General features: G+C 61.7%; 14 protein-coding genes. 13 read left to right on the plus strand and 1 reads right to left on the minus strand.

What is annotated here, in order from left to right; all coding sequences use genetic code 11:
* Position 1: 1 nt before the first annotated feature.
* The 7 genes from SPHINGO391_RS10130 to SPHINGO391_RS10160 all read left to right on the plus strand — a co-directional run bounded on the left by SPHINGO391_RS10130 (position 2) and on the right by SPHINGO391_RS10160 (position 7,240).
* Entirely contained in the window at positions 2–1,027 is a 1,026-nt protein-coding gene (locus SPHINGO391_RS10130) for a phosphotransferase (protein ID WP_152008718.1), read from the plus strand.
* Positions 1,028–1,030: 3 nt separating this feature from the next.
* Complete coding sequence (locus SPHINGO391_RS10135) at positions 1,031–1,807, plus strand: SDR family NAD(P)-dependent oxidoreductase (protein ID WP_152008719.1); 777 nt, start codon at positions 1,031–1,033, stop codon at positions 1,805–1,807.
* 118 nt (positions 1,808–1,925) lie between these two features.
* Positions 1,926–3,425, plus strand: a complete 1,500-nt coding sequence (locus SPHINGO391_RS10140) for a CoA-acylating methylmalonate-semialdehyde dehydrogenase (RefSeq protein ID WP_152008720.1) — start codon at positions 1,926–1,928, stop codon at positions 3,423–3,425.
* Between the two features lie 46 nt (positions 3,426–3,471).
* Positions 3,472–4,620, plus strand: coding sequence for an acyl-CoA dehydrogenase family protein (locus SPHINGO391_RS10145; protein WP_152011509.1), 1,149 nt, complete (start codon positions 3,472–3,474; stop codon positions 4,618–4,620).
* Positions 4,617–5,639: an enoyl-CoA hydratase/isomerase family protein gene (locus SPHINGO391_RS10150; RefSeq protein WP_152008721.1), complete on the plus strand. Its 1,023-nt coding sequence runs from the start codon at positions 4,617–4,619 to the stop codon at positions 5,637–5,639. The genes SPHINGO391_RS10145 and SPHINGO391_RS10150 overlap by 4 nt, the downstream gene beginning before the upstream one ends.
* Positions 5,640–5,685: 46 nt before the next feature.
* Complete coding sequence (gene mmsB / locus SPHINGO391_RS10155; RefSeq protein WP_152008722.1) at positions 5,686–6,540, plus strand: 3-hydroxyisobutyrate dehydrogenase; 855 nt, start codon at positions 5,686–5,688, stop codon at positions 6,538–6,540.
* Positions 6,541–6,742: 202 nt separating this feature from the next.
* The gene (locus SPHINGO391_RS10160) at positions 6,743–7,240 is read left to right on the plus strand and encodes a GNAT family N-acetyltransferase (RefSeq protein ID WP_244615160.1); all 498 of its coding nucleotides are present in this window, start codon (positions 6,743–6,745) and stop codon (positions 7,238–7,240) included.
* A 46-nt stretch (positions 7,241–7,286) separates the two neighbouring features.
* Here SPHINGO391_RS10160 and SPHINGO391_RS10165 read toward each other — a convergent pair whose 3' ends face one another.
* Complete coding sequence (locus SPHINGO391_RS10165; RefSeq protein WP_152008724.1) at positions 7,287–7,811, minus strand: hypothetical protein; 525 nt, start codon at positions 7,809–7,811, stop codon at positions 7,287–7,289.
* A gap of 196 nt (positions 7,812–8,007) precedes the next feature.
* Here SPHINGO391_RS10165 and hmgA point away from each other — a divergent pair, with 196 nt between their 5' ends.
* From hmgA to SPHINGO391_RS10195, 6 genes are all read left to right on the plus strand, one after another.
* The gene (gene hmgA / locus SPHINGO391_RS10170; RefSeq protein WP_152008725.1) at positions 8,008–9,339 is read left to right on the plus strand and encodes a homogentisate 1,2-dioxygenase; all 1,332 of its coding nucleotides are present in this window, start codon (positions 8,008–8,010) and stop codon (positions 9,337–9,339) included.
* Positions 9,340–9,507: 168 nt separating this feature from the next.
* Positions 9,508–10,518, plus strand: coding sequence for a fumarylacetoacetate hydrolase family protein (locus SPHINGO391_RS10175; protein WP_152008726.1), 1,011 nt, complete (start codon positions 9,508–9,510; stop codon positions 10,516–10,518).
* Positions 10,519–10,527: 9 nt separating this feature from the next.
* Entirely contained in the window at positions 10,528–11,478 is a 951-nt protein-coding gene (locus SPHINGO391_RS10180) for an MBL fold metallo-hydrolase (RefSeq protein WP_152008727.1), read from the plus strand.
* A gap of 239 nt (positions 11,479–11,717) precedes the next feature.
* Positions 11,718–13,325 carry an FAD-dependent oxidoreductase gene (locus SPHINGO391_RS10185; protein ID WP_152008728.1) on the plus strand — a complete coding sequence of 536 codons (1,608 nt, stop codon included), beginning with the start codon at positions 11,718–11,720 and terminating at the stop codon, positions 13,323–13,325.
* A 3-nt stretch (positions 13,326–13,328) separates the two neighbouring features.
* On the plus strand, positions 13,329–13,523 hold the full coding sequence (locus SPHINGO391_RS10190) for a DUF2783 domain-containing protein (protein WP_152008729.1): 195 nt from the start codon (positions 13,329–13,331) through the stop codon (positions 13,521–13,523).
* Positions 13,524–13,539: 16 nt separating this feature from the next.
* Positions 13,540–14,082 carry a VOC family protein gene (locus SPHINGO391_RS10195; protein WP_152008730.1) on the plus strand — a complete coding sequence of 181 codons (543 nt, stop codon included), beginning with the start codon at positions 13,540–13,542 and terminating at the stop codon, positions 14,080–14,082.
* Positions 14,083–14,093: the final 11 nt, after the last annotated feature.

The following is a 14,093-nucleotide window of genomic DNA, read 5'->3' on the forward strand; positions in this document are numbered from 1 at the left end:
GATGGAAGAACAACCCTTCGACATGGAAGCCCTGGCGGACGAGTTGCACGAGCTCGTCCCGGGTTTTTCAGGGCTTCATGCGATCGAGAAATTCAACACTGGCCAGTCCAACCCGACCTACAGGGTGGAGGCCGACAGTGGCCGCTATGTGCTTCGGGCCAAGCCACCCGGGACACTGTTGAAATCGGCCCACCAGGTCGACCGCGAGTACCGGGTGATGAAGGCGCTGGCTGCAAACAACGTGCCGGTGCCGAAGGTCTATGGGCTTTCCGGAGAAGACAGTGCCATCGGCCGGATGTATTTCGTCATGGAACTGGTCGAGGGCCGCATTTTCTGGGATCCGGCCTTGCCTGAAGTCAACAAGCAGGAGCGCTCTGCCATCTATGACGGCATGAACGATGTTCTGGCGCGGCTTCACAAGGTTGATGTCGAGGCTGCCGGACTGTCCGATTACGGGCGTCCGGGAAACTATTTCGCGCGGCAGATCCGGCGCTGGAGCGAACAGTACATCGCCAGCAAGACCGAGGAACTGCCGGCCATGGATCGGCTGATGGAATGGCTTTGGGAAAACCTGCCCGACGATGACGGCATGGTTTCGGTGGTGCACGGCGACTACCGACTCGACAACATGATCTTTGCACCCCATGGCGAGGAAGTGAGGGCACTGATCGACTGGGAACTTTCAACGCTCGGCCACCCGTTGGCCGATCTTTCCTATCAGTGCATGCAGTGGCGGCTGCCGCACAAGAGCGGCTTCCGGGGCCTGGGCGGGCTTGATCGGGCTGAACTCGGCATCCCGAGTGAAGCAGACTATGTGGCGCTCTACTCGGAGCGCAGCGGCATCACGGTCGACAACTGGACGTTCTGCCTGTCATTCTCGTTTTTCAGGCTCGCTGCGATCCTGCAAGGCGTCTACAAGCGCGCGCTCGACGGCAATGCCTCCAACCCCGAACGCGCCCGTGAAATCGGCAAGGCCGTGCCGCAGCTCGCGGACATGGCGAATGACATCATGGCCGGAAAGGCTTGAACAATGGCGGATTTTCAAGGACGTGCAATCATCGTGACCGGCGCCACCGGCGGCTTTGGTCAAGCGGCGATACAGCATTTCGCAAAGGCCGGGGCAAAGCTGGTAATCAGCGATCTCGCCTCCGACCGGCTTGACGCCCTGGCCAAAGAACTTGGCGACCAGGCGGTCGTGGTCAGCGGTGACATTTCCGATCCGGAACTGTCCGAACGGCTGGTGGAAAAGGCGTTGTCGGAATTCGGCCGGCTCGACATTGCCATCAACAATGCCGGCATCGTGCATGACATGATGCCGTTGCCAAGGACGCCGATCGCTGACGCCCGCAAGGTCATCGATATCGACCTGATGGGTGTGTTTTATGCGATGCGGGCGCAATTGCCGGCGCTCGAGCAGCGTTTTCGCGAGACCGGCGAGACCGGCGCAATCGTCAATGTCGCCTCTGTCGCCGGCGTGGTGGCCGCGCCGATGCTTTCGGTCTATGCGGCGGCCAAGCACGGTGTCGTGGGCCTGACAAAGTCGGCGGCGATCGAATATGCGCGCCGCGGCGTCCGGGTCAATGCGCTGTGTCCTTCGTTCGCGCGGACGCCGATGGCGACGGATTTTCTCGACAGGGCCGGCAAGGACCGCGCGGCGGCGGAGGCCGCTATGGTTCAGGCAATACCGATGCGGCGGCTGGCCGAAGTCGATGAAGTGATTACCGGCATGATCTATCTCGCTGATCCGGCATCAAGTTTCGTTACCGGCCAGACCTTGCAGGTCGACGGCGGGCTTTCGGCTGCCTGACACCGTCTGATCCTGCCGGGCTACAGTTTGTGCACATCGGTTGAGCAATCCGGCTGATTGAGCTTCAAGTTCGGTGAGTGCAAGATGTACTCAACGTGACCATTCCGGAGGCAGGACCATGCAAGAACTCACCCACTATATCGGCGGCCAGCACGTGAAGGGCAAGTCGGGCCGGTTTGCCGACGTGATGAACCCGGCAACCGGCGAAGTTCAGGCGAAGGTGCCGCTGGCCTCCAACGATGAAATGGCCGAAGCCGTGGCCATTGCGGCGCGCGCGCAGGTCGGCTGGGCTGCGACCAATCCGCAGAAGCGGGCCCGCGTGCTGATGAAGTTCGTTGAGCTCTTGCACCGCGACATGGACAAGCTCGCCGAAGCCCTTTCCCGTGAACACGGCAAGACCATTCCCGACGCCAAGGGCGACGTGATCCGCGGTCTGGAAGTGGCCGAGTTCTGCTTTGGCGCGCCGCATCTGCTCAAGGGCGAGTTCACCGAGGGCGCAGGTCCCGGCATCGACATGTATTCGCTGCGCCAGCCGCTGGGTGTGGTGGCGGGCATCACGCCGTTCAATTTCCCGGCTATGATCCCGATGTGGAAATTCTGCCCAGCGATCGCCGCCGGCAATGCCTTCATCCTCAAGCCCTCGGAGCGCGATCCGTCGGTGCCGCTGATGCTGGCCGAACTGATGAGCGAGGCGGGTGCGCCGGACGGCATTCTTAATGTCGTAAACGGCGACAAGGATGCGGTGGATGCCATTCTCGATCATCCCGAAATCATGGCGATCGGCTTTGTCGGATCGACCCCGATCGCGCAGTACATCTATGCCCGCGGCTGCGCCAACGGCAAGCGGGTGCAGTGTTTTGGCGGCGCCAAGAACCACATGATCATCATGCCGGACGCCGACATGGACCAGGCCGTCGATGCGCTGATCGGTGCCGGCTATGGGGCTGCGGGCGAACGCTGCATGGCGATTTCGGTGGCAGTGCCGGTCGGCGAAAAGACCGCCGATCTCTTGATCGAGAAACTGGCACCCCGCGTTGAAGCTCTGAAGATCGGGCCGTACACCGGCGGTGATGACGTCGATTTCGGCCCGCTGGTGACGAAACAGGCGCGCGACCGGGTCCTTGGCCTCGTCAATTCCGGCGTCGAGCAGGGCGCCAAGCTCGTGGTCGACGGCCGCGATTTCAAGCTGCAGGGCTATGAGAACGGCAACTTCATCGGCGGCTGCCTGTTCGACAATGTCACCCGCGATATGGACATCTACACGCAGGAAATCTTCGGGCCGGTTCTCTCCGTGGTTCGTGCGCCCAACTATGCCGAGGCGCTGCGCTACCCGATGGAGCACGAATACGGCAACGGTACCGCGATCTACACCCGCGATGGTGACACCGCACGCGATTTCGTCAGCCGGATCAATATCGGCATGGTCGGCGTCAACGTGCCGATCCCGGTGCCGCTGGCCTATCACACCTTCGGCGGCTGGAAGAAATCCGGCTTCGGCGATCTCAACCAGCACGGCCCGGATGCATTCCGGTTCTATACCCGCACCAAGACGGTGACCGCGCGCTGGCCTTCCGGTATCAAGGAAGGAGCCGAGTTCGTCATCCCGACCATGGGTTGAACGAACCACGCAAAGATATTGTCAGGCACCGGGAGGCGGAATGGCCATGGACTTTGAGCTGAACGAGGAACAGCAGGCGATCTTCGACATGGCGCGCGACTTCGGCGCCGAAAAGATCGCGCCCTTCGCGGCGCAATGGGAAAAGGAAGAGGCGATCCCGCGCTCCGTGCTTGAGGACGCCGCCGCCCTCGGGCTCGCGGCAATCTACGTGCCGGAAGAGGACGGTGGCTCGGGTCTGACCCGGCTCGACGCGACGCTGGTGTTCGAGGCCTTATCGATGGCCTGTCCTTCGGTGGCCTCGTTCCTGTCGATCCACAACATGTGCACCTGGATGGTCTCGTCCTACGGCTCGGTCGAAATGAAGGCGCGGCTGTTGCCTGATCTGGTCACGATGAACAAGATCGCCTCCTACTGCCTGACCGAACCGGGCTCGGGATCGGATGCCTCGGCGCTTCGGACCCGCGCCGAACGGACCAATGAAGGCTACAAGCTCAATGGCACCAAGGCGTTCATTTCCGGCGGCGGGTTTTCCGATCTCTACCTGGTGATGACCCGCACCGGGGCGGATGGCCCCAAAGGGATCTCTGCTGTGGTCGTCGAGGACGGCACGCCAGGACTTTCCTTCGGTGCGCCGGAGAACAAGATGGGGTGGCGGTCGCAGCCGACCTCGCAGGTGCAGTTCGACGATTGCGTGATCCCGGCCGAAAATCTGCTTGGTGAGGAGGGCGCCGGTTTCCGTTATGCCATGAGCGGGCTCGACGGCGGGCGGCTCAACATTGCAGCCTCGGCACTCGGCGGCGCGCAATCGGCGCTCGACAAGACGCTCGCCTATATGGGCGAGCGCGAAGCCTTCGGCAAGACCATCGACCAGTTCCAGGCGCTTCAGTTCCGGCTGGCCGACATGGAAACCGAAATGCAGGCGGCGCGGATCTTCCTGCGCCAGGCGGCGAGCAAGCTTGACCGCAAGGCCCCCGATGCGACCAAGTTCTGCGCGATGGCGAAGCGGTTCGTCACCGACACGGCGTTCAATGTCGCCAATGACGCGCTGCAGCTGCATGGCGGATATGGCTATCTGGCGGATTATGGCGTCGAGAAGATCGTCCGCGATCTCAGGGTCCACCAGATTCTGGAAGGCACCAACGAGATCATGCGGCTGATCGTGTCGCGGGCGCTGCTGGCGGAACGCGCCGCATGAGCATCCGCATCCGCAAGATCGGCCGGATCGGACAGATCACGCTGCAGCGGCCCGAAGCGCTCAATGCGGTTACCTACGAGATGGTGCTGGCGATCGAGGCGGCGCTCGACGGCTGGCGTGACGACGATGACGTCGCCTGCGTGCTGATCGACGCGGAAGGCCACAAGGCGTTTTCCGCCGGGGGCGACCTGCAGTACATGTACGACACCGCGTCCAAGGGCGATTTCGATGCGGGCCGGACCTTCTGGCGCGACGAGTACAGGCTCAACGCCAAGATCGCGACCTATCCGAAACCCTATATTGCACTGTGCCAGGGATTTACCATGGGCGGTGGAGTCGGCGTGTCGCTGCACGGCTCGCACCGTGTGGTCGGGGAAAGCTCGAAAATCGCCATGCCGGAATGCGCGGTCGGGCTGGTGCCCGATGTTGGCGGAACGCTGCTGCTTGCGCGGGCGCCTGGACGGCTCGGCGAGTATCTCGGGGTCACCGGCTACCGGATGAACGCGTCGGACGCGATTCTCGCGGGCTTTGCCGATTATTTCATACCGGAAACCGAGTGGCCGGGTTTGACCGAAACCCTGATCGAAAGCGGAGACTGGTCGGCGGTCGCGGCGCTTGCGCGAGACCCGGAAGACGGCCCGCTGATGGGGCTTCGCGCGCAGGTGGACGACCATTTCGCCGGTGAGAGGCTGACCGACATTCTGGCGGACTTGCCGGACAATGATTGGGGAGCGGCCACAGTCAAGGCCATTCGCGCCGGATCGCCGCTTTCAACCAACTGCACGATTGAACTGGTGCGGCGGGCGCGAACCAGCGACGATATCCGCGCGGCGCTGCAACAGGAGTACCGCTTTACCTCGCGCAGTGCGTCTGAGGGAGACTTCGTCGAGGGTATCCGTGCGGCGATCATCGACAAGGACCGGAACCCGCGCTGGCGTCACGCGAGCGTTGAAGAGGTGACGGCTGACACGGTGGCAGCGATGCTGTCTGAACCACTGGGCGGCGATATCGATATTTAGCCACGGCTCTGTTGCCGTTCGGGAATGAAGTGTTTGGGAGGACGTCATGAAAATCGGATTTATCGGACTGGGCAACATGGGTGCGCCGATGGCGGCGAACCTGATCAAGGCCGGACATGATGTGACCGGCTTTGACGTCGCGGGCGTGACCGTTGAAGGGGCGGCCAAGGCGGGCTCTGCGGCGGAAGCGGCATCCGGCCAGGATGCGGTGATCACCATGCTGCCGAATGGCGAGATCCTGCGGACGGTCTATGCGGAGATTGTGCCTGCGGGCGCGAAGGGCTCGGTGTTCATCGATTGCTCGACCGTTGACGTGGACAGCGCCCGTGCCGCGCATGAGATGGCGGCCGCATATGGGCTGCTTTCCGTCGATGCGCCGGTATCGGGCGGCGTTGGCGGAGCAGCTGCCGGGACGCTGACCTTCATGGCCGGCGGCAGCGACGAGGCGTTCTCGCGCGCCGCACCACTCTTCGAGATCATGGGCAAGAAGGCGGTGCATTGCGGCGCGGCCGGGGCAGGGCAATCGGCCAAGATTTGCAACAACATGCTGCTCGGCATCTCGATGATCGGCGCTTGTGAGGCCTTCGCGCTGGCCGAGAAGCTGGGTCTGTCGGCGCAGAGCCTGTTCGACGTCGTCTCGACCTCGTCGGGCTCCTGCTGGTCGGTCAACACCTATTGCCCGGTGCCCGGCGTCGGTCCGCAAAGCCCGGCCGACAATGGCTACAAGCCTGGGTTTGCCGCTGAATTGATGCTCAAGGATCTGAAGCTGTCGCAACAGGCAGCCGAGAGCGTTTCAGCGATGACGCCGATGGGCGCGCGGGCAACAGAACTCTATGATCAGTTCGTGGCGGGTGAGGGCAAGGGACGCGATTTCTCGGCGATGATCGAGGAACTGAAATAGAAGAGGGCATCGGCGCGCCTTGTGCCGCTGGTGGCTTTCATCACAGCCGCGTCTTCGCTGACGCTACCGGCAGCGCCGGATCTTTTCAACGAGGCCACTATCAATGACCGATTCCGCACCGATCTCGATTGAGCAAGGTCTGAGAACGGATCATCGCGACGTCGCAGCCGCCCTGTTCTGGGAAGCCTTCAAGGGCAAGCTGATGCCGGTGATGAAACCCGAAACCAAGGCGCTTGCTTTCCTGGTTAGCGCTATCGACCCGTCGCATGCGATCAGCGCCGTGTCGGAACGCGGAGAACTTCTCGGGATCGTCGGCTTCAAGACGACCGAAGGCGGGTTTGTCGGCGGCGGCTTGCGGGAGATGACAAAGGTTTACGGGCCGGTTGGTGGATTCTGGCGCGGTTTGTTGCTTTCAGTGCTGGAGCGGCCGGTAGAAGCTGGCACGCTGCTGATGGATGGAATCTTCGTTTCCGCTTCCGCGCGGGGGCAGGGTGTGGGCACCATGCTCCTCGACGCCGTCCGGTTGAAAGCCATCGATTTTGGGCTGGCGCGTATTCGTCTCGATGTGATCGACAGCAATCCACGCGCTCGTGCGCTCTATGAAAGACAGGGATTTGTTGCCCTGGAGACAAGCGAAACGGGCCTTTTTCGCCATGTTTTCGGATTCCGATCCTCAACGCGGATGAACTGCCAATTGTGACATCAAACCGACCGGGAGAGCGCAGGCAAACACCGGCCTTGCGGCTTCAGGCTGGACCTTCCGGCAAGCCCTGCTCGAGAACCCGGCGCAACCGCACTTTCACGGAAGGGGCCGTTTCGCTTCGTTCGGCGGCTTCCAGAACGGCGCGTGCCTGCTCGCGATACGTCGGATGGTCAAGAGCAAGCTGATGCAGGCCGGAATAGGCCCACGCCCTTACAAACTTGTTTGGCTCCCGGCTGCAGGCCAGCACGAAACGCCACGCCGTCTCCTTGCTCGGCCCGGAGAAGGCGATATGGGGAAAAATCTGCAGGCAATGCAGCTTGGCCTCCCAGTCTGACAGTCCGGGCAGCAAAGCCACCAGTTTGAGGGTCAGGTCAGGATCGAGCCTGTCGAGCGCATTTTCCAGCCTGTGCTTCAAAAGCCATGTGGCGCCGGTTTCGAGATCCTGGGTGCCCGCCAGGGTAACAAGCCTGTCCATCAAGTCTTCGTCCGCGGCATTGTTCTCGTGGATCTGAATGATGGCTTTTACGGACTTTCGGTCCCAGGTGCGCAACTCTGATTCTAGGGACACATGAGCCTCCCGGATAGCGGCTGTGGCAGCTCTGGTTTCTGTGGTTGATCCATTAGGTCTGATCCGATGCTAATGGGTTTCCTCAATTTTCACCATGCTTCCGACGGCGCATCCATATCGTGCGCGACAAGGTTGATAGTTACATTTACAACTGATTTTATGCGGGCCTGATCTGACCAGTTATCGGAGTGCTGCAATGTCGCTTGCCTATATGCCGGGTTTTGGAAACGACTTTGAAACGGAAAGCCTGCCGGGTGCTCTGCCGCAGGGCCAGAATTCGCCGCAGCGCTGCGCCTACGGGCTCTATGCCGAGCAGCTTTCCGGCTCTCCGTTCACCGCGCCGCGCGGCACCAACGAGCGCTCCTGGCTCTACCGTATCCGCCCGAGCGTTCGTCACACAACGGATTTCAGGGTGATCGACCGGCCGTACTGGCGTTCGGCGCCGGCCCAGGATTCGGGTATCCTGTCGTTGGGCCAGCGGCGCTGGGATCCGACACCCTATCCGGACGGGGACGTGCATTTTCTTGATTCGCTGCACACCATCACCACCGCCGGCGACGTGGTCGGGCAGGCCGGCATGGCGACGCATGTCTATGCGCTGACCGCCGATATGGAAGACGACTACTTCTTCAATGCCGACGGCGAGATGATGATCGTGCCCCAGGAAGGTGCCCTCACAATCTTCACGGAAATGGGCATCATTGAAGTTGCTCCGCTGGAGATCGTGGTGTTGCCGCGCGGCATGATGTTCAAGGTGATGCGCGGCGAAGGTGTCGAACGGGCGCGCGGCTATGTCTGCGAGAATTACGGCGCCAAGTTCACGCTTCCCGAACGCGGGCCGATCGGCGCCAACTGCCTGGCCAATCCGCGCGATTTCAAGACCCCGGTCGCGGCCTACGAGGACAAGGAAACGACCTGCCTTGTGCACATCAAATGGTGCGGCGTCTTTCATGTCACGGCCATTGGCCATTCGCCGCTCGACGTGGTGGCCTGGCACGGCAATTACGCACCCTACAAGTACGATCTGAGGACCTATTCGCCGGTTGGCGCGATCGGCTTCGACCATCCCGATCCGTCGATCTTCACGGTGCTGACAGCGCCTTCGGGCGAGGCGGGAACGGCGAACATCGATTTCGTGATCTTCCCGCCGCGCTGGATGGTGGCCGAGCATTCGTTCCGTCCGCCCTGGTATCACCGCAACATCATGAGCGAATTCATGGGCCTTATCGAAGGCCAGTACGACGCTAAGGAAGAAGGCTTCGTGCCCGGTGGCATGAGCCTGCACAACATGATGATGCCGCACGGGCCTGATCATGATGCCTTTGAAAAGGCCTCGACGGTGGACCTGAAACCAGTCAAGCTGTCCGATACGATGGCGTTCATGTTCGAAACCCGCTTCCCGCAGATGGTCACCCGTTACGCGGCAGAGCTGGAAACGCTTCAGAACGGCTATGTGAACTGCTGGGAGGGGATCGAGCGGAAATTCGACGGCACGCCGGAAGCCGGCGGGTGGTCGGGCGCCAAGTAGGCCATCATCTAGATTGCCGCGACGCGGAAGCCGAGCGGTACTCCGGGCATGCCGAGACTGCCCGGCCGGCCTGAGCGCGGGGGCCAAGTTATCCCGTTCCGGGACGAGACAAAGGGAGAGATGGACCGGAACCTGAGGTCCATCTGACAAACCACAGAGGAACATCGCATGAAACTAGCCACTCTTCGTGACGGCAGCCGGGACGGGCGTCTCGTCGTCGTCTCGCGTGATCTCACCCGTGCGTCGGGGGTGCCGCACATCGCGCGGACGCTGCAGGCGGCACTTGATGACTGGAAGCACGTGGCGCCGCGGCTTCGGGATGTGGCCCAGATGCTGGAAAGCGGCGCGGAGCCGACCGAACGGTTTCACGAGCGCGATGCGCTGTCGCCGCTGCCGCGGGCCTATCAGTGGGCCGACGGTTCGGCCTATGTCAATCACGTCGAGCTGGTGCGCAAGGCGCGCGGCGCGGAGATGCCGGCGAGTTTCTGGGAAGAACCGCTGATGTACCAGGGCGGCTCCGACAGTTTCCTGGCTCCGCGTGGCCCGATCCGGATGGCGGATGAAGCCTGGGGGATCGATTGTGAAGGCGAAGTCGCAGTCATCGTCGGTGATGTGCCGATGGGGGCCGATATCGACACCTGCCGCGAGGCGATCGAATTGGTGATGCTGGTCAATGATGTGAGCCTGCGCGGGCTGATCCCGGCGGAGCTTGCAAAGGGCTTCGGCTTCTTCCAGGCCAAGCCGTCGTCTGCATTCTCGCCGGTCACGGTCACGCCTGACGAGTTGGGCGATGCCTGGGATGGCGGCAAGCTCAGCCTGCCGCTCGATGTCGATCTCAATGGTGAAGCCTTTGGCCGCGCCAATGCCGGGGTCGACATGACCTTCGATTTTCCGCAATTGATCGCACATGCAGCAAAGACCCGTCCGCTGTGCGCCGGAACGATCATCGGTTCCGGCACCGTGTCGAACAAGGGGCCGGACGGTGACCCCGGCAAGCCGGTGAGCGAGGGCGGCGCAGGCTATTCCTGCATTGCCGAGATCCGCATGATCGAGACGATCGCATCGGGCAAGCCGTCAACGCCGTTCATGCGCTTCGGCGATACCGTGCGCATCGAAATGAAGGACGCCGATGGCCATTCGATCTTCGGCGCCATCGAGCAGACAGTTGAAAAAGTTTAGGACAGATCAATGAGCAAGAAATTCGCATCCGCCGGTGACATGACGGAAAAGAACATCTCCTTTACCGAGATCGGCCGGGACATCTGGGCTTTCACGGCTGAAGGAGATCCCAATTCCGGCGTCATCATCGGCGATGACAGCGTCATGGTGATCGAGGCGCAGGCGACCCCGCGTCTGGCAAACAAGGTGATCGAGAAGATCCGTTCGGTTACCGACAAGCCGATCAGCCATCTGGTGATGACCCATTACCACGCCGTGCGCGTGCTCGGGGCGTCTGCCTACAATGCGCCGACCGTGATCATGGGCGACGTGGCGCGGGCGATGGTGGAGGAGCGCGGCGCCGAGGACTGGGCGTCGGAGTTCGAACGCTTTCCGCGGCTGTTTCAGGGCCATGAGAGCATTCCCGGGTTGACCTATCCGACGACCACCTTTTCCGAGCGGATGACCGTCTATCTCGGCAAGCGCAAGGTTGACCTGATGCATCTCGGCCGCGCCCACACCGCCGGCGACATCGTCGCCTGGGTGCCCGATGAGGAAGTCATGTTCACCGGCGACATCGTCGAGTACCACTCGGCGTGCTATTGCGGCGACGGCCATTTCGACGACTGGGGCGATACGCTCGACATGATCCGGATGTTTGATCCGCAGGCGATCGGTCCCGGACGCGGAGATGCGCTGGTCGGCCGCGAGATGGTCAATGCGGCGATCGACAGCACCCGCGACTTCGTCGATTCCACCTATCGCCCGGTGGCCAAGGTGGTGGCGCGCGGCGGCACGCTGAAAGAAGCGTGGGACGCGGTGCGGGCCGAATGCGATCCGAAGTTCAAGGATTTCGCGATCTACGAGCACTGCCTTCCGTTCAATGTCGCCCGCGCCTATGACGAAGCCCGCGGCATCGATACGCCACGAATCTGGACCGCGGAACGCGATGCGGACATGTGGGCGCAGCTGCAGGGCTGAAGCGCGCGGGCGGCGCAGTCCGCCCGTTGCATCCACCGCAACGCGATGAGTTCCATCGGGCATTGGGACATGCAACCTCAGCACAGGTCTTCCGGGTTCGAGGTTTGCATGGACCGTCCATCCAAAAGACAATTCGCGGGTTGATAGTTACATCTGTAACTAATATTTTTGGTTTGAGGCGTGCGATGTCCGGTCCGATCAGCTCAGGATCGGCCCGGTGATCGGCAGGAAGGGAGATCATGAGCAAGATATTCGAGGTTCCGCTCTATCCGTATCAGCGCTCTGCTGACCAGGATCAGGCAACGCCGGTGCGCCACAAGGTGGTGGTTGTCGGCGCCGGACCTGTGGGGCTGGCGCTGGCAATCGATCTTGCGATGCAAGACGTACCGGTTGTCGTGATCGACGAGAATGACAAGGTTTCCTGGGGATCGCGGGCGATCTGTTTTGCCAAGCGGCCGCTCGAGATTCTCGACCGGCTCGGTTGCGGCGATCCGATGGTCGACAAGGGCGTGGTCTGGAACCTCGGCAAGGTCTATTTCGACGAACGCCAGGTGTTCGGCTTCAACCTGCTGCCCGAAGAGGGGCACAAGCGTCCGGCCTTCATCAACCTGCAGCAATACTACATGGAGCAGTATCTGGTCGACCGGGTGCGCCAGTTGCAGGCCGAAGGCAAGCCGATCGAGCTGCGCGGCGGCAACAAGGTTGTCGAGGTGACCCAGGATGACGAACGCGCCGAACTGACGATCAGCACGCCAGACGGCCCCTACAGGGTGCAGGCGGACTTTGCTATTGCCTGCGACGGAGCGGCTTCGCCGATCCGGACCATGATGGGGTTGGACTTCGTCGGCCGCGTCTTCGAGGACAATTTTCTCATTGCCGATGTGGTGATGGAGGCCAAGTTTCCGACCGAGCGCTGGTTCTGGTTCGACCCGCCCTTCAATCGCGGGCAGTCGGCGCTCCTGCACAAGCAGCCCGATAATGTCTGGCGCATCGATTTCCAGCTCGGCTGGGATATCGACCGTGCCGAGGAGCTCAAGCCCGAGAACATCGACCGGCGGCTGAAGGCGATGCTTGGCGACGACATCAGCTACGAGCTCGAATGGAGCTCGATCTACACGTTCCAGTGCCGGCGTATGGACAAGTTCCATCAGGGCCGGGTGATCTTCGCCGGCGACGCCGCGCATCAGGTCTCGCCATTCGGCGCCCGCGGCGCCAATTCGGGCCTGCAGGACACCGACAACCTGGCCTGGAAACTCAAACTGATCATCGATGGTAAGTCGCCGGTTACGCTTCTTGACTCTTATGATGCCGAACGGGTTCACGGAGCGGACGAGAACATTCTCAACTCGTCGCGGTCGACCGATTTCATCACGCCGAAATCGGAGATCAGCCGCATTTTCCGCGATGCGGTTCTGGACCTGTCGGAGCGCTACGAGGCGACACGGCCGATGGTCAATTCGGGACGGTTGTCGGTGCCATGCACCTATGACGGTTCGCCACTTAATGGCGATGATTGCGCGTTGATGCCGGCGCGTACGCGGCCGGGCTCGCCGATGGTCGACGCGCCGGTTCCGGGCGGCTGGCTGCTCGACCGGACGGGATTCGGCTTTCAGCTGATGACCATAGATGAATATGCTCCTGAAGCCCTTAGTGTAGACGGGATCGAGGTGAAGCGGCTGGCGCTGGCGACTGCCGGCGATGCGGATGGCTATCTCAAGCAGCGCTACCTCGGCGATGCTGGCAAGGCGGTCTATCTGGTCCGTCCGGACCAGCATGTGGCGGCGCGATGGGACCATTACGACGAAGCGGCCGTCAAGGCGGCACTTCTCAAGGCGATCGGGAGGTAATCGATGACCGCGCTCAACACAAAGGCCAACATCAACGGGCCTGACGAATTCTATGCCGATCTGCTCTCGGTGCACGAGGGCCTCACCAAAGAGCAAAGCGACGCGCTCAATGCGCGGCTGATCCTGCTTATGGCCAACCATATCGGCGACCGCGAGGTGCTGTCGCAGGCCCTGCGTGCCGCCGCGCTGAAAGATTGAACGGAGGAGCATTGCCATGAAAATCGAACAGATCCATCACGTGGCCTATCGCTGCAAGGACGCCAAGGAAACCGTCAACTGGTATGTCGACAATCTCAACATGGATTTCGTGCTCGCCATTGCCGAGGACAAGGTTCCCTCGACGCACGAACCTGATCCCTACATGCACGTGTTCCTCGATGCGGGCCACGGCAACGTGCTGGCCTTTTTCGAGTTGCCGACCAAGCCAGAGATGGGGCGTGACGAGAACACCCCGATCTGGGTTCAACATATCGCCTTCAAGGTGAAGGACCGCGATACGCTGGTTGCCTTCAAGGAAAGGCTCGAGGCCAACGGCATCGATGTTCTCGGGGTGACCGATCACTCGATCTTCCATTCAATCTATTTCTTCGATCCGAACGGCCATCGCGTCGAACTGGCCTGCCCGGACCCGGACGAAGATGCCATGATCAAGCGGCTGGACTCGGTCAAGTGGGACATGCTTGAAGAATGGTCGAAGACCAAAAGGGCGCCCAAGCATGCAGACTGGCTGCACGCCAAGGAGCTGTCAAAAGCCTGAGGACATCATCA

The sequence above is a fragment of the Hoeflea sp. EC-HK425 genome, from assembly GCF_902498795.1.
GTDB lineage: Bacteria > Pseudomonadota > Alphaproteobacteria > Rhizobiales > Rhizobiaceae > Hoeflea > Hoeflea alexandrii.

Coding starts and splice junctions, on each gene's coding strand:
- SPHINGO391_RS10130 (WP_152008718.1), top strand. CDS start 2: ATGGAAGAACAACCCTTCGACATGGAAGCCCTGGCGGACGAGTTGCAC.
- SPHINGO391_RS10135 (WP_152008719.1), top strand. CDS start 1,031: ATGGCGGATTTTCAAGGACGTGCAATCATCGTGACCGGCGCCACCGGC.
- SPHINGO391_RS10140 (WP_152008720.1), top strand. CDS start 1,926: ATGCAAGAACTCACCCACTATATCGGCGGCCAGCACGTGAAGGGCAAG.
- SPHINGO391_RS10145 (WP_152011509.1), top strand. CDS start 3,472: ATGGACTTTGAGCTGAACGAGGAACAGCAGGCGATCTTCGACATGGCG.
- SPHINGO391_RS10150 (WP_152008721.1), top strand. CDS start 4,617: ATGAGCATCCGCATCCGCAAGATCGGCCGGATCGGACAGATCACGCTG.
- mmsB (WP_152008722.1), top strand. CDS start 5,686: ATGAAAATCGGATTTATCGGACTGGGCAACATGGGTGCGCCGATGGCG.
- SPHINGO391_RS10160 (WP_244615160.1), top strand. CDS start 6,743: ATGCCGGTGATGAAACCCGAAACCAAGGCGCTTGCTTTCCTGGTTAGC.
- hmgA (WP_152008725.1), top strand. CDS start 8,008: ATGTCGCTTGCCTATATGCCGGGTTTTGGAAACGACTTTGAAACGGAA.
- SPHINGO391_RS10175 (WP_152008726.1), top strand. CDS start 9,508: ATGAAACTAGCCACTCTTCGTGACGGCAGCCGGGACGGGCGTCTCGTC.
- SPHINGO391_RS10180 (WP_152008727.1), top strand. CDS start 10,528: ATGAGCAAGAAATTCGCATCCGCCGGTGACATGACGGAAAAGAACATC.
- SPHINGO391_RS10185 (WP_152008728.1), top strand. CDS start 11,718: ATGAGCAAGATATTCGAGGTTCCGCTCTATCCGTATCAGCGCTCTGCT.
- SPHINGO391_RS10190 (WP_152008729.1), top strand. CDS start 13,329: ATGACCGCGCTCAACACAAAGGCCAACATCAACGGGCCTGACGAATTC.
- SPHINGO391_RS10195 (WP_152008730.1), top strand. CDS start 13,540: ATGAAAATCGAACAGATCCATCACGTGGCCTATCGCTGCAAGGACGCC.